The following is a 19430-nucleotide window of genomic DNA, read 5'->3' on the forward strand; positions in this document are numbered from 1 at the left end:
TTGGGAGAAATGAGAGCAACGGCTACATTGATATGTTTGACATCAACAAATTTGCACAGACCCGTAACATCCCAGACTTGTACTAGCATCTAAGTGATACTGGTGCTATTAAATAAATTTAAGGTAGAAACAATATCCTAGAGGGAATGTTGAACAAAGCAATCAAGGTAGATAAAATTCTCAACGCCTGATGGCGACTTTCCCTAAAAGCTTTGCTGACTGCTATACCAACTATCAAATATTAGCCCGCAACCGCAATATTTTTAGCAGGGTGTTGAATTGATCGGGCAAAGGTGCGATCGCCTCTATTAATTCTCCTGTTACGGGATGCTGCAATGTCAGCCGCCATGCGTGGAGGGCTTGTCCGGTTAAATTGACGCCGATCGAACGGTTGGAACTGTACATCGGGTCGCCGACAATGGGATGTTTTATTTCGGCTGTATGCACGCGAATTTGATGGGTGCGGCCTGTTTCTAATTGATAGTGCATTAAGCAATAGTTACCAATTCTTTCTTTGATTTTCCAGTGAGTAACTGCGGGGCGACCGCCTTTTTCTACTGGTACTACCGCCATTTTTTTGCGGTCTGTGGGATGCCGCCCGATGGGTAGGTCTATTGTGCCTGTTTCGGTGTTAGGAGCGCCGTAAACTATGCCTAAATATTCGCGGCGGGCGGTTTTAGTTTTGAGTTGGGCTTGCAGGTGTTGGTGGGCTATGTCGGTTTTGGCGATCGCGATCGCACCTGTTGTATCTTTGTCTAATCTGTGTACGATTCCCGGCCGCTGAACTCCACCTATTTCTGCTAGGGGACAGTGGGCTAAGAGGGCGTTGACTAATGTACCGTCTTGGTGTCCGGCGGCTGGGTGGACGACTAATCCGGCTGGTTTGTTGATGATAATTAGGCTGTCGTCTTCGTAGAGAATGTCGAGGGGAATTGCTTCGGGCTGCAAGTTTGTGGCTTGGATTTCGGGTAGGATAATTTGGATGCGATCGCCCGTTTTTACTGATATTTTTTTCGAGGTGCAGGTTTCGTCGTTGACTTTGACGTTGCCTTGTGATATGAGAGTTTGGATTCGCGATCTGGATAAGTCCGGTATCTGGTTTGACAGCCAAATATCTAATCGCTGATTGACATTACTGCGATCGAATTCCTCTGTATTTTCTACTGTGTAAATCTGTGCCGCAGTGTCTGTTTCTATCATTTACTTTTTACTATTTTTTGCCAAGTGTGTAAAGCAAATATCTTCATCATAACATCTGTGAGTTAGTTCGCGATCGCACGGGCAACGAGAAACCGGGTTTTTTCACCGCAATACTTCGTTTCTGCCCGCAGACTGGGTAAAAAACCCGGTTTCTTTGATCGGAGTGGTTAAGTCGTTTGAGTATAATCGTCAATTCTATCGACAATTATCGCAGTGGCCGCAGCGCATTGATTTAGCTTCCTTGGCAAACCCAAAAGCTTGCAGCAAAAATTGCCACCTGCACTCGCGATGTTTGAGATATTTAGCCATTTCTTCCGCTGCGGTAAAACTTAACTTTTCTGATTTTTGCTGTGGAGATTTATCGATCGCATAATTAAAAGGATCTTGCCATGTTAATTGTCCGCTGCTGTGCAAGATTGAAAAGGCGATCGCACTTTCGGGAAATTCGCGGGAAACTGCTTCTATATCGCCTTTAACTGGCAGTTTTTTGGCTAATTGCTGAGCTTCTCGATATTGCGATCGCAATTTATCTTGAAAAAATTGCCCTCTTTGTTTATCTTCGGGATAAAGCAAACCCGTCGGTTCGCTAATCAATGTCAGGGCGATTGCCGATTTGCCGTCGCGTCCGCCTCTACCAATTTCCTGAATGTATTCCGATAAGAGCAAAGGTGCTTGAAAGTGAACAACCCACCGGACATCTGGCTTGTTAATTCCCATCCCGAATGCTGAGGTACAAGTCACGAATTTAATATCATTGTTCAGCCAAGCTGTTTCTATTTTTCGTCGTGATTCTGGACTCAAACCTGCATGATAGGCTGCTGTTTCATAACCTGCTGCGTCCAACAAATCCGCCAAATTTTCGCTATCTTTTCTAGTGCGGACATAGACTAAACCTGCTTGTTTTTGTCGCTCTTTGATAAAGTTTAATAATTGCTGCTTGCGTCCTCTCGGCGTCCAGACAGTCTGCACTTGCAGGTGCAGGTTAGAACGGTAGGGACTTAGCAGAAATGCTTCGGGTTTTTGCAGTTGCAAGACATTTTTGATTGTCTGCTGTGCTTCCGGGTTGGCGGTAGCGGTGAAAGCGGCGATCGCAATTTTACTGTTTGCTGGTTTAGCTTTCAACAAAGCCGACCGCACAGTTCCTAAACGGCGGTAAGCTGGTCGGAATGTATCGCCCCACTGCACTAAACAGTGAGCTTCATCTAATATTAAACCGTTGATTTGGAGCTGTGGCTGACTGAGAATTTCCCAAACAGGTTTGCTGAGTAATGTTTCGGGAGACAAGTACAGCAATCTTAATTTTTTTTGTTGCAGCGATTGCATAGTTTGTCGGCGCTGCGCTGTAGGCAATTGACTGTGGAGGAGGGAAGCAGGAAGATTACGATCGCGCAATTCTTGCACTTGATTTTCCATCAGTGCGACTAACGGCGAAACTACCAAAGTTAACCCTGTTTGCAACAAAGCTGGCAGTTGAAAGCAGATTGATTTGCCACCACCTGTCGGCATAATTATAATTGTATCTTTTCCGGCTAATAAACTACCGACGATTTCTCCTTGGGGTGGTCGAAAGTCGTCGTATCCCCAGATTTTTTGGAAGGCGGCGCGGGCTTGATTTAATGATGTTGGTTCGGGTTGGTATTTCATTTGATTTATTCCCAAATCAGACGTAATGTGAGCAGTGCGTGTCCTACATAATTAAATTTTGTGTAAGTCTTGATGTACCAATAAACCAGGTGGCTGGTTTTATAGTATGCAAGTATCGAGCAGAATAACTGTTAATTTAATAACAGTTAATAATTTTACTTTTTGAATTATGAACGCAAACACGTTAAGCGAAGTTTTCAGCTATCGGCAAAAGACTTATGATCTTTTCGATACCGTATGTCTAGCAGAAGCAGTGCATGAAGATGGTTTTGCGCTGATTCCTGGTGTACTCAGTCCCTCGGAAGTGGCGCAAACCAAGGAAGCACTCGATCGCCTGCAACCCTTTGGACTCGATGGTAGCAGTTGGAGTGAATTGAACCAGCATTTTAAGTGCGTTTTTAATCGCGATCGGCTGTGGCTTTCCTATGTCGATCGACCGGGTATAATTGAGTTAGCAGAAGCATTAATGGGCAGCGATTGCCACATTATCGGCATGACTGCGTGGAAAAGCGGGCCCGGTTATGATGGTTGGCGCGTCCACGTCGATCAGGTGTTTGTACCCGTGCCCGAAAGCGTGTTTGCCGATCGCACTTTTCAACTCCCGGTATTGATTTGCACGGCTCATTTTTATCTCAGCGATGTCACAGAAGAGCTCTGTCCTACCTATATTATTCCCGGCAGTCATAAATCTGGTCGCAAACCCGATCGCGGGGAAGAAACTTGGAACGGACACTCCCCAGAACCAGTTTTGTGCAAAGCAGGAGATGTGCTGTTTTTCCGCAGTGAAATTTGGCACTCCGGCGGCAAAAATACGACAACAGATGGAACTCGCTACTTACTGCAAGTGCATTATTCCCACCGCAACATCGCGCAGAAATTTTCGCCTTGGCCGTGGCAGTTCAATCCCGAAATTCTCGCTACCGCTAGTGAACGGCAACTGCGACTTTTGGGTAAACATCCTGAGTCAAATTACGGTTAAAATACATTGCTAATTTTGTTTGAGGGGCGATCGATAAATAAACAAACGGGAAATGTCATATTTATTTGAGAGTGGGAGTTTTGGATTTGAGATTACGATCAATTCTAGAGGCTGGTAAATCTCCGAATATCTTGAGCAATCCAAAATCCAAAATCCACAATCTAAAACCGCCTAAGATTGACCGTCACGGCGGCCGAGTTCGTAAACGCCGCCGCCAATACAGGCGATCGTACCCATAGATACCGCCCAACCAGTGCCTAGAGAAAATTCTACGCCCCAATTGCACAATCCGCCCACAATCAAAAAGGGCACAATACTCAACAGCGAAGCGTAAAAGGCATTTTGAGCTTCTCTGGCTTGGCGGGTTCTTTCAAACTCGGCTTCCGAGGTGTAGAGGGATCTCTCTGCAAAATTCATCCAGCGGTTGAGTTGCAGGATTACCCATTCTGTCACGGGCGACAGGCCCCAGTACAGGGCCAAAGACCACAAGGACGCACCGGCGATCGCAGTTGCATCTATGGCAAAACTAAAGGGAAAAATTTCAGTAAGCATTGCTTGATGTGTGTTATGAATTTGAGATGTTGGATGACATCCAAAATCCCCGAACTTAACTATAGTGTCAAGCAAAAGCTCGATCGAATTCAACCGCAGCACGAATTCCTCGGCCAATTTTTTTTATCACCCCTGGGCATTTACCCGGAAGCCTTGACAGGGGTTTTGGATGGAGTAAGATACACGTTGTTGATAAACTGATTCGCGATCGCGGGTAGAGCTCAAAGCCAATCTTGCAGCGAATTGGCATAATTTACATCTTGCACCCTTCTGAGAAACGGGCAAGATGCCCGTTCCACAAAGAATGATTTTTTTGTGGGGGGGGCCGGAAAGCCCGCCCCTGAAAGCTTTATTGACAAGGGTGCAAGATGTGAGCCTAAAAGACAACGCAAACTCGCACACACATTTAACTTTGAGCCGTGAAAAAAATCCTGCAAGACTCTAGAGGCCCGCTGACGGCAAAACGCTTTTTTCGTCTCAGACATATGCTGCTGCTGGCACTTTCGATCGGCATTGTGTTGATCAGCCCTTATTTGCAGCAGCAGGTGGTCAAAGCTCAGTCAGGCTTACCAAGCAGAGTAGCGACGGGTAATTTGTGGCAAGAAGCTTCTTTTCCAGTCGAAAACTTTGAAACATACACTTCCGCCTTCGGCCCCCGTGGCGGGGATTTTCATTACGGTTTGGACTTGGCCGCCCCGGAAGGCAGCTATATCCGCAATTGGTGGGGCGGGCAAATTGTGGAAGTTTGGGAAGATGGCCGGTGCGGCACTGGTATGGTGGTGCGATCGGGAAATTGGGAACACATCTACTGTCACCTCAGAGGCCGAGTGCTAACGGCTAACGGCGGGCGTTATTATACCGATCGCGAAGGTACCGTGCAAATTTGGCAGGGTCAAACAGTGCCTGCGGGTGCGAGAATTGCCAGAGTTGGGATGACGGGCCGCACGAGTGGGCCTCACTTGCACTGGGGATTGAAGTACGGCGGCCGCTGGGTAGACCCGGCTTTGGTACTCCGGGAAATGTACGCGCAACAATCTTAATTAGTCATTAGTCATTAGTCATTAGTCATTAGTTAGTAGCCATTTTTCTTGGTTTGTAGTAAGGACTAAAGTCCTGATTTTTTCGAGAATGAGGAATAAAGTCCTCACTACAAACTTGAATAACTAATGACTAATGACTCTTTACGTTGGTGCCAACTCTTTTTTGGTCAACTCGGTGTACCGCTCGACAATTTGGCGGAATTCATCGCCGTCGATCGTTTCTTCATCCAACAGCGCTTCGACAAGTTTGTCTACCAAAGCGCGGTTTTCGCGGATAATTCGGCGAGCTTCTTCGTAGCACTCAAAGGCAATTTCCCGGACTTGCCGATCAATCTTAATTGCCATGTCTTCGGAATACTCGGATCGCGAATTCCAGTTTTGGCCCAAAAACACCTCATTGTTCGGACTTTCCAAAGCCACAGGCCCCAAATCCGACATTCCATAAAGCGTTACCATCTCCCTCGCGAGACTGCTAACTTTTTTGAGATCGCTACCGGCACCGGTGTCGATTTCAGCATCGCCATAAATTTCTGCTTCCGCCGCGCGTCCCCCCAAAGCTACTTTAATTCGGTTTAACAGCAAAGCCCGACTCCTCAAACCTTCGCTGTCGAGCATTTCGTCGTCAAGCACAAAGCTAGTAAAGCCTTCGACCCCGCCGGAACGCGGAATAATCGTTACTTTTTCAACTGGATCGGCATTTTTGAGCATGGTCGCGACTAGGGCGTGTCCGACTTCGTGGTATGCTGTCATCCACTTTTTCTTGCTGTCGAGCAGCGGGTTGAGGGTAAGCCCGATCGTGATCCGGTCGATCGCGTCGTGAACTTCTAAGTTAGTAATCGTGTCTTTGCGACGCCTCGCGGTAAGAATTGCTGCTTCGTTGAGCAAGTTTGCCAAGTCGGCGCCGGAAAAGCCGGGAGTGCGGCGGGCGATCGTGTCTAGGGCAACTTCTGGGTCGAGTTTTTTGTTGCGCGCGTGAACTTGCAAAATCCCCAAACGCCCTTTGTAACTGGGTAAATCTACCGTTACTTGGCGATCGAACCTGCCGGGCCGCAGCAGGGCGGTATCGAGTACGTCGGGCCGGTTAGTAGCTGCAATCACAATCACGCCACTGTTACCCTCAAAGCCGTCCATTTCTGTCAGCAACTGGTTGAGAGTTTGTTCGCGTTCGTCGTTGCCGCCGCCGATACCAGCGCCGCGCTGCCTTCCTACGGCGTCTATTTCGTCGATGAAGACGATGCAGGGGGCATTTTCTTTAGCTTTGCGGAACAAGTCGCGGACGCGGGAGGCGCCAACTCCGACAAACATTTCGACAAATTCGGAACCGGAGATGCTGAAGAAGGGGACGGCTGCTTCGCCTGCGATGGCTTTTGCCAGCATGGTTTTACCGGTTCCGGGAGGCCCGATTAACAGAACTCCTCTGGGAATTTTGGCGCCGATGGCGTTGAAGCGTTCGGGTTTTTTGAGGAAGGTTACGACTTCTTGCAGTTCTTCTTTAGCTTCTTCGATGCCTGCTACGTCGTCGAACATCACGCCGGTTTTGGCTTCCATTTGGAAACGGGCTCGGGATTTGCCGAAGTTCATGGCATTTCCTTGAGATTGGGTCGATCGGCGCAGGATTGCCATCAACACTGCCAACACTGCAAAAATCACTAGCAAGTTTACTACTAAACTGACTGCGGCGGCGTTGTCGGCTGTTTGTTTGACTTCAAAGTCAATCTTTTTGGCGCGGATTTGCGAGTACAGTTCTCGGTTGTTGTAGTCGAACAGACTAACTGATTGGGTTTGATCGCTTTTTTGATTTTTTAGCCTAACCTTGGCAGTTTTTTGAGTTTCGTCTACTTCGACTCTACTGACTTGCCCTTTTTCTATGTTGTCGATCAGTTGGCTGTAACTCATGGTGTTTGGCGCGCTCTCGGCAAACACCGGGGTCGAGAGCAATATTCCTTGAGAAATCACCATACTGCCCAGGATACGCCAAAGATTCCGTCCTGGAATTGATTTTTTAGGATTCTGGCTCGATTTGTCTTTGTTTACAGCTAGATGCCCCAGCCATGCGTGTTTCCAAGAATTTTTCATATTGCTTTGCCCAAGGTTGAAGACTGCCAAGATTGACCGCTTGTGGTTTGCTACGTTCATTTATTTTAACAAGATGGCGGGTGTTGGATGGGTTTATCTCTCGCGGGCATCTTAAGAAACCCCTCAAAATAGTGGCTTGTGAACGCTCCGAGTCTGTTTTCCCTGACCGGGCTTATGAGCACTCACCCCTCCTACCCATAACCTTCTATTCTTCCTTCTATTTTCTACATCGGAAACTTTACTTGACAGTTGCCGATCGAACTTGCTATGTTAATCATACTCGTAATGAGTACGCTTTAGTAAATCTGTTTTTGTTTTTAAGCTTTATGGTAAAAATTGTCGGCATTGGTGGAAGTTTGCGGGCTGGCTCCTACAGCCAGTTAGCGTTGAAGGTGGCAGCAGAACGGGCGCAAGCCCTGGGCGCGGAAATTGAAATATTCGATTTGCGATCGCTCAAGCTGCCATTCTGCAATGGTGAGAATGATTATATCGATTACCCCGATGTGGAAAAGCTGCAGAATGCGGTTAAGCAAGCCGACGGCTTGATTTTGGCAACGCCGGAGTATCACGGCAGCATCAGCGGTGCTCTCAAGAATGCCCTGGATTTGATGAGTTTTGAGCATTTGGACGGGAAAGTTGCCGGTTCGATCAGCGTTTTGGGAGGGCAAGTTAACAGCAACGCACTCAACGATTTGCGCGTGATTTTGAGATGGGTGCACGCTTGGGTAATTCCCGAACAAATTGCGATCGGACAAGCTTGGAAAGCTTTTAGTCCTGATGGTAAATTGTTGGATGAAAAACTGTCTGAAAGGTTCGACGAATTTGCTCGGAGTTTGGTAGAAAATACGCGGAAGTTGCGCGGAATTTCGTAATTTTATCTCATGACAAATGCAGTCCGGGACGCAACTGGCCTATTCTTCGGATGCGTCAGTTGCAATAATTGCTCGATTTGAAGCGGTTTTGTCTCTAGTAGAGCAGCCGACAAGCTGTAATGTTAACTGTTAACACTCAACAGTCAACAGAGCTAAAATGGCATATCGATCATGTCTCCGAAAGGATGGGGTACGTCGAGCGGCATTCTTCCGGGTTTTGACTCATATTTGTCTATCCACTTTTTGGCCAATTCCAAAGCTTCCTCCTCAGTCTTGGCATTTTGGACGGCGACGTGGCGGTTGCCGCGGCTATCCCAAACTTCGACGTAGAAAACTTTCTGGGATTGAATAATCCAACCTTTATAAGTGTCTGCTGGTTCCATAGTTAGAATCCTAAAATAATCGGGCGGGGAGTTCCAGTGGCGAGCTAATTGTAAATATTGCCCTGCATAAAATGAATTTTACGGGGGTTTCTATAGTATTTTTGGAAAAAAGTCAGTTTTACGGTTAACCTCATGACCCGACTCCTGAAGCAATTATTTAACTGGAGAAAATATCTCCAACCTTTGGCGGCGACGATCGCGATCGCCCTAATCGCATCCCAGATGGCGGTATTGCCGGCATTGGCGACTGGCGTGTACGAAATGCCCCTGTTGTCGGCGGGCGATCGAACTTGGGTGTTCGACAAAGGCGACGTGCTCAGCCGCAGCAGCGAAAGCAATATCAGCAGCGTGCTCGACAACCTGGAAAACAAAACAGGGAAACAAGTCCGATTTGTCACCATCCACCGCTTAGACTACGGCGAAACGACTGCCACTTTCACCGACCAACTGTTTGAACAGTGGTTTCCCGCAAAAGAAGACCAGACTAATCAAATTTTACTCGTTCTCGACACTGTTACCAACAGCGCGGCAATTCGGACGGGGGAAGGGGTGAAATCCCTGCTAACCGATGAAATTGCCCAAAGTGTAGCTGGGGAAACCGTGCAAGTCCCGCTGCGGGAAGCGAATAAATACAACGAGGCATTTGCGGCTGCAAGTACGCGCATTGCAACTGTTTTGTCGGGCGAACCCGATCCGGGTCCTCCTGAAGTTGTTGACAACATTCAAGTTGAAGGCACGTTTAAAAAAGCTGAAGAAACAGACCAAGGCAATGCCACAGTTGTTGTGGTTGTGCTGTTGGTGTTGGCGACAGTGATTCCGATGGTGACTTATTTTTGGTATCAAGGTTTTTCGTGATCGGGTGCTGATAAATTCGATCTGTTGCCGTTTTGTCCAGAAATTAAGGCAGGGCTGCACTAATCTTGAACGTATTCTCGATCGCTCAACAATGCAATTTCTGCCCGTACAAATTCCCGTCCCAGATAAGCCGCGTGATCTAACATTGTCACCGGACAGGGGCGGGTTTCTTCTAGGATTTTGACGCAAAGTTCTTTGGCGGTTCTGCCGGTAAAAAGTGTGGCCTCAGTGCGTTCTACTTTGCCGCGGGCGGGGATGGGTTTGCCAGTTTCTGGATCGACGGCGAGGCCTCGATCGTCGATGATGTTGGTGAAATGTTTGGCACAAATTAAGCTGGTTTCGCGATCGAGATAGATGATGAAGTAGCCGCCTGGATCGAGGTCGATGTGGCGTTTGGATAGCTTGTCATCAATTGCGGTGAGGTTTTCCAAGGTTTGACTCATGGTTGGTGAAAGGAAGTAAACAATAGCTATATTTTTTTTGCTATTTCTAGTTTAGTCGGCTGCGGGACAAGTTTGGCAGCTTGGTTGGTTGAATGCCGGGGGAAATTTCGGGCGATCGACAATTCCTGCAATTTGCCGATCGCTCCTATGCTACAGTCGATCGGACTGGACAGATAAATTGATGAGTAAACTTAAGACGCGATCGCTGTTAGAGCCCCGACTTCTTGAAGAAGTCGGGGCTCTGAGCATTCTGTTTTTTTAGCCGTTGCTCACTTATCTATGATGCAAAATTGGTTATTATTGTATAGATGATTTGGTTGTGTTAAAGCTGAGCCAGAATGAAATTTATAGATTTGTTTTCAGGAATAGGAGGTTTCAGACAAGGGTTTGAAAAAAATGCCTTTAAATGTGTTTTTTCCTGCGAAATTAACAGCAAATGCCGACAAGTTTACGCGGAAAATTTCGGTGAGGTTCCTTTTCCCGATATCAGTAAAATTAATCCCACCGATTTAGTAGACTTTGATATTTTAGTCGCAGGGTTTCCGTGCCAACCTTTTAGCATCTGTGGCAAAAAGCTGGGTTTTGAAGATACTAGGGGCACGCTATTTTTCGAGATTTGTAAAATTATCAAAATAAAGCAACCTCAAGTAATTGTTCTCGAAAATGTCAAGCACTTAATCCATCATGACAAGGGAAATACCTTAAAAGTAATTATTGCCAGCCTTGAAGATTTGGGATACAGCGTGAATTACAAAATGCTGAATGCTAAAGACTTTGGAATTCCTCAACATCGTGAAAGAATATTCATTATTGCAACTAAAGGTAAAAAATTTAATTTTTCTCGACTTAAAAGCAAGTTTCCTCCGCAACTCAGGGAATTTCTAGACGAGACAGGGGATTTTGAAATATTGGACAAATCCGAGTATACTTTAATTGAGTCTCCGAGAAAGCAAGATTCGGGACTTTTGTTTGTAGGTTACAGAAATAAAGGTACTTGGAAAACTGGCGTGAGGCCAAATACAGAACATTTATCGAGGGTTCACAGACAGCCTAATCGCATTTATTCGGTAGATGGAGTGCATCCGACAATTCCTTCCCAAGAAACATCGGGCAGGTTTTTTATCTACATTCCTGAGCAAGATATGGTGAGAAAGTTGACGCTGAAGGAATGTTACCGTCTTATGGGTTTTCCTGAAGATTTTAAGAGTTATCCGAGTGCGGGGGAAAGTTACAAGCAAATTGGGAATTCGGTTTGTGTGCCGGTTGTGGAGGCGATCGCGCAAGAAATAGTAAGTCAAAATTTATTGTATGATGAAATGAAGGGATTGCCAAGAGAAATAAATGAATATTTACAGGTTGCTCTTTTCTAACAGCACTTACGCAAGTGTGCCACTCCCATCGACTTGTAAGGTGCGTCAGACGGATGTAGAGAGCGACGATCGAGGATTTTGGTTCTGACGGACTCTACTAATACAGGAGTAAGATTAAATTCCTTAATTCGATCGCCATTTTCATTTTAACACAGCCTCATGCTGTGAAATTTGCACTCAAAACTCCGAGCGTTTACTGTCGCTCGATATTTGCAAGGACACAGCAGTGCCGTGTCCAAATCCGAATATATTTGTAGGGATACAGCACTGCTGTGTCCGCAATATTTGCAAGGACACGGCACTGCCGTATCCCTACCGAAAACTCTAATTAATGAAATTTTTAAGCTTGTAGTTGGGATTCAGAGTCTGTCGGCGCTGAAGCGCAACTACAAACCTCGATTAGGCGGGAACTTGGATTTTTTCGGTGCCGGCAAGTTCAAAGGCTGCGTGAATTGCTTTCAAAGCAGTTACTCCTTGTCCTTCATCCACAACGCAGCTAATTTTAATCTCGGAAGTGGCAATCATTTGAATGTTGATTTGCTGGCGGGAAAGCGCTTCAAACATCTTTGCCGCTACTCCCGGATGCGCTACCATCCCGGAACCGACAACGCTAACTTTGGCGATTTGTGTATCGACTGCTACTTCGCCCCATCCAAATTCGGGGGCGGCTTTTTGGAGGGCGTTTTTAGCAGCTTCGGCGTCAATTTGTGCTACGGTAAATGCAATGTCGCGAGTTAATATGCCGTCAATATTGTGACAGCGCTGCGACTGAATGATTGTATCTACGCTGATATTTTCCTCGGCTAAAAGTCCAAACAGTTTTGCTGCTACTCCGGGTCGATCGGGCAATTGGCGAATTGCTAGACGCGCTTGATTGAGATCCAACGCAACGGCGCGGACTGCCGGCGGTTTGTGGGAGGATGAACGCAGCCCAATAGGGGAGTTGGCAACATCAAATGTTTTGCAGAGTTCGGCAACTGCCCGATCGCAATCTTCAGCATCGATCGCACAACTAACTTTTACCTCGGATGTAGAAATCATTTGAATGTTAATTCCCGCATCCGCTAAAGTCTTAAACATCTGCGCCGCTACCCTCGGACGACCGATCATTCCCGCACCCGCAATGCTAACTTTAGCTATTGGCCGCTCTTCTGCTTTCACTTCCGGTTCTCCCAATTCGGGGCGAGAATTCTTGCCGAGGGCGGGGATAATTGCATCTGCAACGGCGGCGGCTTGTTGCAGAGATTTTCGCGTCACTGTGAAGGCAATATCGTTAGTATTTCCTTCATGAATTGACTGAATAATTAAGTCTACATCGAGGTTTTGCTGCGCGATCGCACCAAACAACCGCGCTGCTACGCCGGGGCGATCGGGCAAACGCAGCAGCGACACCCCCGCCTGATCTAAGTCAAATTCCACCGCATCCACCGCTTTTGCGAGCTCCAAGCCCTCCAAAGGACGGGGTTGCGGGGGTGGGGAGACTACCCGCGTACCGGGGGCGTCACTCCAGCTAGAAAGCACTACCAGCGGCACGCCGTAATTCTTGGCAATTTCTACAGCGCGCGGGTGGAGGACTTTTGCGCCCAAACTCGCCAATTCCAGCATTTCGTCGCAAGTGATTTCGTCCATCAATTGGGCGTCGGCAACCAAGCGCGGATCTGTAGTCAGAATTCCGGGCACGTCGGTATAAATTTCGCATCTGTCGGCCCGCAGCGCTGCAGCCAAAGCTACTGCTGTCGTGTCGGAACCACCGCGCCCCAAGGTGGTAATTTCCAATTCTCCGGCATCGGCGATACCTTGGAAACCCGCCACCACAACGACTTTACCGCTTTTTAACTGGCTTTCAAGCCGATTGGGATCGATTCGCAAAATCCGGGCGCGGGTGTGGGCGGCTTCGGTGACAATGCCGACTTGGGCGCCTGTGAGGGAAACTGCGGGCTGTCCCATTTCCTGCAATGCCATGCTCAAAAGTGCGATCGAGACTTGTTCCCCAGTGGAAAGCAACATATCCATTTCCCGCTTGTTGGGATTTGCGGAAATTTCCTTGGCGAGTTTAACTAAACCGTCGGTGGTTTTGCCCATCGCCGAAAGTACGACAACCAGAGAGTTGCCGAGCTGTGCTGTTTTCACAACTCGTCGGGCTACCTCCAAAATGCGATCGACTGTGCCAACCGAGGTTCCGCCATATTTCTGAACAATTAGTGCCATAGGACTTACACAAAAAGTGATGCAATACTTAAGTTAATATACGCAAATTTTTGATAATAACCGATGAATGTTTATATCGTTTCTGAGGAGGCTGCTAGGCGATCGGGTTTTTACAGCACATGATATTCCTAGGGACACTGAATTGCCGTGTCCCTACCGGCATCTGCGACTTATGGGAATTAAGATTTTTGATGGAAGAATTGAAGAATTCCCAAGGACTTATGAAGAACCCAACGCCGATAATCATCACTGATCCCCAATCTAAAATCTAAAATCTAAAATCTAAAATCGAATTACTCGCCTTCTAACTCTCGCAAACGCGCTTCTAAAGCTTGAATTCGCACCTCAGCTTCTATGCGCCTTTGTCGTTCTCGTTCTGCCACTACTTCGGCTTGTTCTGCCCGTTCCTCGGCGGCCGGCCGCAAATTCCCAGAGGCATCCCACCAGCGCAGCCAAGGCAATTCTACACCCTGATAAACCCCTTGCCAAATACCTAATTCCACTCCTATTTGTGTGATCGGGTAATGTCCGCGCTCATTTTGTGGGACTAACTCGAACCGATCTTCTACCAAATGATACACTTCAACTTGTGCCTTTTTGACTTCATAAATGCCGTAAAAAGCAGGTCAGATTATCTCTTCGTAAATCCAGAATTTGCCCTAGCGAGGAGTCCTATCTCTTTCTTCACTGCCATCACCAGAAACAAATTCAAGTACAATCCGAGGCGGCATTAATTCCTGCCACATTACATAGGATCGGCGAAGATTTCCGTCAAGAGTTGGCGGCACGTCGGGCACGTAAAACCAATCAGGTGTTTCGGCTCCTCTTTCGGGCGGTTCCGGGAATTCGGCAACTCGCCAATAAATACCGGAATCTTTACCGATGCAGTATTGTCCGTCAGGATGAATTCGATGTAAAATCAGTCGGATTGATGTTGTTAACAGGATGCTTTGAGGATGTTCTGGGAAGTTTTTTACAAAAGTACCCTCGGAGTCTGGTAATTGAGTGGGAGCAGGGAAATCTGTTGCTATAATTTCTGGTTTTTCGGTGACACTCATGTTGATCTCTAGAATCTTTAAAGATTATACTTATAATTTGTGACTTAGAGATTAATCATGCTATTAAGTCATTGAAAACCTCCGATTGCTGCTATATAGAAAATTTTTCAGAAATATGAGTAAGTACAAGTTAATTATTTTTGACTTCGACGGCACCTTAGCAATTACTCACAAAGCTATTGTATTTTGCTTTACCAAAACTTTTGAAACTTTCAATATTACCCCGCCTGCTGCTGATACTATTATAAGTACGATCGGCATCAATTTACTAAACACTTTTAAAATCCTGCATCCGGCGATCGAGGAAAGCGCAATTCCTGAATGGGTTGAAACTTACCGCTCTTATTATCGCACGGAAGGTGAAAAGCAGGTAGAGTTATTTACTGGGACAAAGCAAGTCTTGCAGTTGGCGCGCAAGTCGGGATTGAGCTTGGGAGTTTTTAGCAACAAACACGTTAGTTTTGTGAATTCGTTACTGCAAAAATTGAAGATTCACAGTTTTTTTGATTTGATTTTAGGGGACAACGGAGAAATGATTATGAAACCCGAGGCGGCGGTTTTTCACTCAATTATTAAACCGCTGTTCCCGGACTTGGATAACAGTCAAATTTTAATGGTTGGCGATACAGCGATTGATTTGCTGTTTGCTAAAAATGCTGGGGTAGATGTTTGTTGGGCGGCTTATGGATATGGCGATCGCCCTCAGTGTCTCGCCCTAGAACCGACTTTCGCGATCGACGATATTTCAGAACTTGCTGTGTTCGTTCAACATTAATTTTTCCGGTTTTTTTATTGGATATTTGGAATCGTTTAAATCCTATGTCTTTTATTCAAAATATTTCAATAGAGACTCCCGGCATCAGATTTTGATTCAATCAAAAAAATAAATGCGCGAACTTGTAAGCTACCTAAACCCTGCCAAGCAAACCATACCAAAGATAGAGTGATCCCGGGAACAGCTATTATAAATTGACAAGTAGGATTCCTTTGAAGGTAGAAGGCACGAGGCAGAAGCAAAGAGGAAAAAAACGAGGGAAGCCAGATTTTTTTCAGGTAGAATTTACCGCCCAAATTCTGCATAATAGCCTTCTAACTTCTGCCTGTGGAAAACAGGCAATTCTGTTAAAGTCTAGGGTGTGCTGCCAGTCGGGATCTGTACAATAAACTCAATTTATAGAAAATCATGCAGATAGATATAAGCATTCCTTCTGAAACGCTATCGCCGACTCGTACTGGCGGCACACCGAATTTAATAGAAGAAGTATTTCGGCTGTACGATCGCGCCCTGGCAGCTACCAGCAACGGCATCGCGATCGCGGACGCTACCCGGCCGGACAAGCCTATAGTCTACTGCAACGGGGCTTTCGAGCGGATTACAGGCTACAATCGCAGCGAAATAATCGGGAAGAACTGCCGCTTCCTGCAAGGCCCGGATACCGATGGCGCTGCCGTCGATCAAATCCGCGTGGCCCTGAAAGAACAGCATGACTGCAAAGTAGTTCTGAAAAACTACCGCAAAGACGGCACCGCCTTCTGGAACGAACTCACCATCTCGCCGGTGCGCGACAGCAGCGGGCTCGTTACCCACTTCATCGGCGTCCAATCTGATATCACCGATCGTAAACAAGCAGAAGAAGCCCTCAAACAAGCCGAGGCAAAATACCGCAGCATCTTTGAAAACGCCACCGAAGGCATATTCCAAACCGCGCCAGACGGGCGCTACCTCAGCGCCAACCAGGCACTCGCCCGAATGTACGGCTACGATTCCCCGTCAGAACTGATCGCCAAATGTTCTGCAAAAAACCTTTACGCCGATCGCACCCGCCGCGCTTCCTTCATTGCAGAAATCAGCAAAAATGGCTCCCTGAAAGAGTTTGAGTCTTGCGTCCGCCGCAAAGACGGCAGCACTACCTGGATCTCGGAAAACGTGCGCGAAGTCCGCGACGAAAATGGCGAACTTCTTTACTACGAAGGAACCGTCGCCGAAATCGCCGATCGCAAGCGCGCCGAAGCAGCCCTGCGAAATCAAGAATACTGGTTGAAAACCGCGATTAACGCCGTGCCCGACGCCATCAACCTCACAGACAGCGAGGGGCGCTGGCTGATTGCCAACGACTGCGCCCTCCAACTTTTGGGCTGGGAAACCTCAGACTACCAGGGTAAAACTACTGCCGAACTCGCTGCCGCCTCCGATCCCAGAGTCAGAGAAATCCTGCTAACTTGGCAGGAAACCGACGAAACCACCTGGGAAGCAGGCACTCTTACCTCCAGCCGCCAAATTGTCTCCTTGCCCACAGGCGGCAGCAATTTGTTTGAAGTGCGGAAAGTGCCGCTGTTCAACCCCGACGGTTCGCGCAAAGGTTTGGCCGTCGCGGGGCGGGACATCACGCAGGAAGTGGCAGCGGATGCAGCTTTGCGAGACAGCGAACAGCGGTTTCGGGCAATTTTTGAACGCGCTGCCATCGGCATGGTAGTCGCTACCCTCGAAGGTGTTGCGATCGCCACTAATCCGGCATTTCAAGCTATGTTAGGGCGATCGGAAGCTCAACTGCGGGGTGTCGGCCTCGACGACTGCGCGCACCCGGAAGACGCAGAAGTTTCGCGCCAGTTGCGCCAAGAGTTGGCCGCGGGCTCCCGCGAAGCTTACCAAATCGAGAAGCGCTACCTCCGCCAAGACGGCAGCATCAGGTGGGGACGCCTCAGCGCCTCTGTCATCGACAGCAGTCAGGGAACGCCACAGTTTATTTTGCAAATGGTAGAGGATATTACCGATCGCAAACAAGCCGAGTCAGCTTTGTTTCAAAATGAGGCTAAGTGGCGATCGCTAATTCTCAACAGTTCCGACATCATTACTATTCTCGACGCCAGCGGTCGCATTGTTTACGAAAGCCCTTCTGTAGAAAGAGTTTTAGGCTACGAGCCCGATGAACTCGCCGGTCAAATTGCTCTCGATTCGATCCACCCTGACGACCTGCCCTCGGTGATTTCCGACGGCGAAAAACTGATGGCCCATCCAGGCGATCCGATGGCCCTAGAAGGTCGGTTCCGGCGGGCTGACGGTTCTTGGTGTTTTCTTGAAGGTGTCGGCATCAACTTGCTAGCAGACCCCGCTGTGAAAGGAATTGTGATCAACTCCCGCGACATGACGGCGCGCAGGCAAGCAGAGTACCGCCTCAGCAAAATCAACGAGTGCTTTTTGGGATTCACCACCGACGCCGCTGAGAACATCCAGCGGCTGACATCCTTAGCCGGCGAGCTTTTGGGCGGAAGCTGCGCCATCTACAGCCGCTTAGGTGGCGGACTGCTGCACGCAATCGCGACTTGGCAAGCGCCGCCGGACTACCCGCTGCTAGATCGCGCCGAGGGCCACATCTGCACCGACGTATGCAGCAAAGGAAGCGATCGGGCTGTTGCCATTCCTGACTTGCAGAACACGATCTACGCCCAAACCGATCCCGCTGTCATCCGCTACCAACTGCGAAGCTATCTGGGACAAGCAGTGCGGCTGGGCGACAATTACGTGGGTGCGGTGTGCGTTGTCAACACCGAGTCGATCGCGCCCACCGAAGCCGACTGCAAGCTGATCGGAATTATTGCCGGCGCGATCGGAGTTGAGGAAGAACGGGCCGCCGCCGCCGATCGCGATCGACAAAAATCCCAAGAACTGCAAACAGCTTTGAGCGACTTGCAGCAAACTCAAATGCAGTTAGTACAAACCGAAAAAATGTCTTCCCTCGGACAGGTGCTAGCAGGAATTGCCCATGAAATTAACAACCCAGTTGGCTTTGTCGCTGGCAACCTCTGCCACGTCCGAGGCTACGTTCTAGACTTATTAGAAATCGTACAGGTCTATCGAGAAGAGTACCCGAATCCCCCTGCAAAACTTCAGCAACAAGCCGATGATATAGACTTAGAATTTCTAGCAGAAGACCTGCCCAAGTTGCTCAGTTCGATGCAGACCGGATGCGAGCGCATTGTAGAAATTATTCAAACTCTTCGCAATTTCTCGCGGGCAGACGAAGCTAAAATCAAGACTGCCGACATTCACGAAGGTTTAGAGAGTACCTTGTTAATGTTGAACACCCGGCTGAAAGCCAAGGCAAAATGGCAGGGCATTAAAGTGATCAAAGAATACGGAGAACTGCCGCAAATAAACTGTCATCCCGGACTGTTAAATCAGGTATTTATGAATGTATTGGCAAATGCGATCGACGCCTTGGAAGAAAGCAGCAGCCAAGCCAAAGACACCGGAAATTATATCTTTCCTACTATTACCATTAAAACTGAAACGATTGATGACAAGAGCATTTTAATTCGGATAAAAGACAACGGTTTTGGCATTCCCGAAGATCAGATTGTGCGTTTGTTTGACCCGTTTTTTACCACAAAACCCGTAGGTAAAGGCACAGGTTTGGGTTTATCAATTTCGCACCAAATTGTCGTTGAAAAACACAACGGCAAATTGCAGTGCTTCTCAGAACCCGGTAAAGGTACTGAATTTATCATCGAAATTCCAATTCGTTGACATCAGGACGACGCTAATCAGGACATCATGTCAATTCCGGTTGCACCGTCCGTGATTGTTGACTGTTGGCTGTTAACTGTCAGTCGAAAAACTGAGTGATGGTTGAGTGTTGAGTGTTAACTCGATTTTACGCCCGACGATGCTAGCGGATTTGATATCATGTCCATTAATTATGTCCGCATTCGGCTTAAAAACCCCCTTGATTTCTTAGTCCCTCTCAGCTAC

General features: G+C 47.7%; 15 protein-coding genes and 1 pseudogene. 8 read left to right on the forward strand and 8 right to left on the reverse strand.

The genetic code is table 11. The annotated features are described in order from the left end of the window. Nucleotides 1-234: 234 nt before the first annotated feature. Complete coding sequence (locus QUA57_RS09170; protein WP_333060387.1) at nt 235-1200, reverse strand: RluA family pseudouridine synthase; 966 nt, start codon at nt 1198-1200, stop codon at nt 235-237. A gap of 195 nt (nt 1201-1395) precedes the next feature. Next, on the reverse strand, nt 1396-2844 hold the full coding sequence (locus QUA57_RS09175) for a RecQ family ATP-dependent DNA helicase (RefSeq protein WP_333060386.1): 1449 nt from the start codon (nt 2842-2844) through the stop codon (nt 1396-1398). A 169-nt stretch (nt 2845-3013) separates the two neighbouring features. Between QUA57_RS09175 and QUA57_RS09180 the strand changes: the two genes are divergently transcribed. Further along, the gene (locus tag QUA57_RS09180; protein ID WP_333060385.1) at nt 3014-3823 is read left to right on the forward strand and encodes a phytanoyl-CoA dioxygenase family protein; all 810 of its coding nucleotides are present in this window, start codon (nt 3014-3016) and stop codon (nt 3821-3823) included. Nucleotides 3824-3994: 171 nt separating this feature from the next. On the opposite strand, the gene QUA57_RS09185 is transcribed toward QUA57_RS09180, so the two are convergent. Further along, on the reverse strand, nt 3995-4375 hold the full coding sequence (locus tag QUA57_RS09185) for a hypothetical protein (protein WP_333060384.1): 381 nt from the start codon (nt 4373-4375) through the stop codon (nt 3995-3997). A 33-nt stretch (nt 4376-4408) separates the two neighbouring features. On the opposite strand from QUA57_RS09185, the gene QUA57_RS09190 reads away from it, so the two are divergent. Further along, the gene (locus tag QUA57_RS09190; protein ID WP_333060383.1) at nt 4409-4576 is read left to right on the forward strand and encodes a hypothetical protein; all 168 of its coding nucleotides are present in this window, start codon (nt 4409-4411) and stop codon (nt 4574-4576) included. 284 nt (nt 4577-4860) lie between these two features. Further along, nucleotides 4861-5415 carry a M23 family metallopeptidase gene (locus QUA57_RS09195; RefSeq protein ID WP_333036920.1) on the forward strand — a complete coding sequence of 185 codons (555 nt, stop codon included), beginning with the start codon at nt 4861-4863 and terminating at the stop codon, nt 5413-5415. Between the two features lie 141 nt (nt 5416-5556). Here the strand turns inward: QUA57_RS09195 and ftsH are convergent, their stop codons facing one another. Then, nucleotides 5557-7491: an ATP-dependent zinc metalloprotease FtsH gene (gene ftsH, locus QUA57_RS09200; RefSeq protein ID WP_333036843.1), complete on the reverse strand. Its 1935-nt coding sequence runs from the start codon at nt 7489-7491 to the stop codon at nt 5557-5559. Nucleotides 7492-7817: 326 nt separating this feature from the next. Between ftsH and QUA57_RS09205 the strand changes: the two genes are divergently transcribed. After that, nucleotides 7818-8363 (forward strand): NADPH-dependent FMN reductase, encoded by a 546-nt coding sequence (locus tag QUA57_RS09205; RefSeq protein WP_333060382.1) that lies wholly within the window; start codon nt 7818-7820, stop codon nt 8361-8363. A 152-nt stretch (nt 8364-8515) separates the two neighbouring features. Here QUA57_RS09205 and QUA57_RS09210 read toward each other — a convergent pair whose 3' ends face one another. Beyond that, on the reverse strand, nt 8516-8746 hold the full coding sequence (locus tag QUA57_RS09210) for a hypothetical protein (protein WP_333060381.1): 231 nt from the start codon (nt 8744-8746) through the stop codon (nt 8516-8518). 132 nt (nt 8747-8878) lie between these two features. Between QUA57_RS09210 and psb32 the strand changes: the two genes are divergently transcribed. After that, nucleotides 8879-9601: a photosystem II repair protein Psb32 gene (gene psb32, locus QUA57_RS09215; protein WP_333060380.1), complete on the forward strand. Its 723-nt coding sequence runs from the start codon at nt 8879-8881 to the stop codon at nt 9599-9601. 59 nt (nt 9602-9660) lie between these two features. On the opposite strand, the gene QUA57_RS09220 is transcribed toward psb32, so the two are convergent. Beyond that, complete coding sequence (locus QUA57_RS09220) at nt 9661-10044, reverse strand: DUF4346 domain-containing protein (protein ID WP_333036837.1); 384 nt, start codon at nt 10042-10044, stop codon at nt 9661-9663. A gap of 338 nt (nt 10045-10382) precedes the next feature. Here QUA57_RS09220 and dcm point away from each other — a divergent pair, with 338 nt between their 5' ends. After that, nucleotides 10383-11414, forward strand: coding sequence for a DNA (cytosine-5-)-methyltransferase (dcm, locus tag QUA57_RS09225; protein ID WP_333060379.1), 1032 nt, complete (start codon nt 10383-10385; stop codon nt 11412-11414). A 399-nt stretch (nt 11415-11813) separates the two neighbouring features. On the opposite strand, the gene QUA57_RS09230 is transcribed toward dcm, so the two are convergent. Continuing rightward, complete coding sequence (locus tag QUA57_RS09230) at nt 11814-13622, reverse strand: aspartate kinase (protein WP_333060378.1); 1809 nt, start codon at nt 13620-13622, stop codon at nt 11814-11816. 293 nt (nt 13623-13915) lie between these two features. Then, nucleotides 13916-14680, reverse strand: a pseudogene (locus tag QUA57_RS09235) (Uma2 family endonuclease). 115 nt (nt 14681-14795) lie between these two features. Between QUA57_RS09235 and QUA57_RS09240 the strand changes: the two are divergent. Further along, nucleotides 14796-15455 carry an HAD family hydrolase gene (locus QUA57_RS09240; RefSeq protein ID WP_333060377.1) on the forward strand — a complete coding sequence of 220 codons (660 nt, stop codon included), beginning with the start codon at nt 14796-14798 and terminating at the stop codon, nt 15453-15455. 408 nt (nt 15456-15863) lie between these two features. Then, nucleotides 15864-19205: a PAS domain S-box protein gene (locus QUA57_RS09245; RefSeq protein WP_333060376.1), complete on the forward strand. Its 3342-nt coding sequence runs from the start codon at nt 15864-15866 to the stop codon at nt 19203-19205. The last annotated feature ends 225 nt before the right edge of the window (nt 19206-19430 follow it).

Origin of the sequence: Microcoleus sp. Pol7_B2, assembly GCF_036701035.1 — a bacterium.
Lineage (GTDB): Bacteria > Cyanobacteriota > Cyanobacteriia > Cyanobacteriales > Microcoleaceae > Microcoleus.

What these genes read in the sequence shown, in the direction of transcription:
- QUA57_RS09245 (WP_333060376.1), top strand. Translation starts at nt 15,864, where the DNA reads ATGCAGATAGATATAAGCATTCCTTCTGAAACGCTATCGCCGACTCGT.
- QUA57_RS09210 (WP_333060381.1), bottom strand. Translation starts at nt 8,746, where the DNA reads ATGGAACCAGCAGACACTTATAAAGGTTGGATTATTCAATCCCAGAAA.
- QUA57_RS09185 (WP_333060384.1), bottom strand. Translation starts at nt 4,375, where the DNA reads ATGCTTACTGAAATTTTTCCCTTTAGTTTTGCCATAGATGCAACTGCG.
- ftsH (WP_333036843.1), bottom strand. Translation starts at nt 7,491, where the DNA reads ATGAAAAATTCTTGGAAACACGCATGGCTGGGGCATCTAGCTGTAAAC.
- QUA57_RS09205 (WP_333060382.1), top strand. Translation starts at nt 7,818, where the DNA reads ATGGTAAAAATTGTCGGCATTGGTGGAAGTTTGCGGGCTGGCTCCTAC.
- QUA57_RS09240 (WP_333060377.1), top strand. Translation starts at nt 14,796, where the DNA reads ATGAGTAAGTACAAGTTAATTATTTTTGACTTCGACGGCACCTTAGCA.
- QUA57_RS09170 (WP_333060387.1), bottom strand. Translation starts at nt 1,200, where the DNA reads ATGATAGAAACAGACACTGCGGCACAGATTTACACAGTAGAAAATACA.
- QUA57_RS09175 (WP_333060386.1), bottom strand. Translation starts at nt 2,844, where the DNA reads ATGAAATACCAACCCGAACCAACATCATTAAATCAAGCCCGCGCCGCC.
- dcm (WP_333060379.1), top strand. Translation starts at nt 10,383, where the DNA reads ATGAAATTTATAGATTTGTTTTCAGGAATAGGAGGTTTCAGACAAGGG.
- psb32 (WP_333060380.1), top strand. Translation starts at nt 8,879, where the DNA reads ATGACCCGACTCCTGAAGCAATTATTTAACTGGAGAAAATATCTCCAA.
- QUA57_RS09190 (WP_333060383.1), top strand. Translation starts at nt 4,409, where the DNA reads ATGACATCCAAAATCCCCGAACTTAACTATAGTGTCAAGCAAAAGCTC.
- QUA57_RS09220 (WP_333036837.1), bottom strand. Translation starts at nt 10,044, where the DNA reads ATGAGTCAAACCTTGGAAAACCTCACCGCAATTGATGACAAGCTATCC.
- QUA57_RS09180 (WP_333060385.1), top strand. Translation starts at nt 3,014, where the DNA reads ATGAACGCAAACACGTTAAGCGAAGTTTTCAGCTATCGGCAAAAGACT.
- QUA57_RS09230 (WP_333060378.1), bottom strand. Translation starts at nt 13,622, where the DNA reads ATGGCACTAATTGTTCAGAAATATGGCGGAACCTCGGTTGGCACAGTC.
- QUA57_RS09195 (WP_333036920.1), top strand. Translation starts at nt 4,861, where the DNA reads ATGCTGCTGCTGGCACTTTCGATCGGCATTGTGTTGATCAGCCCTTAT.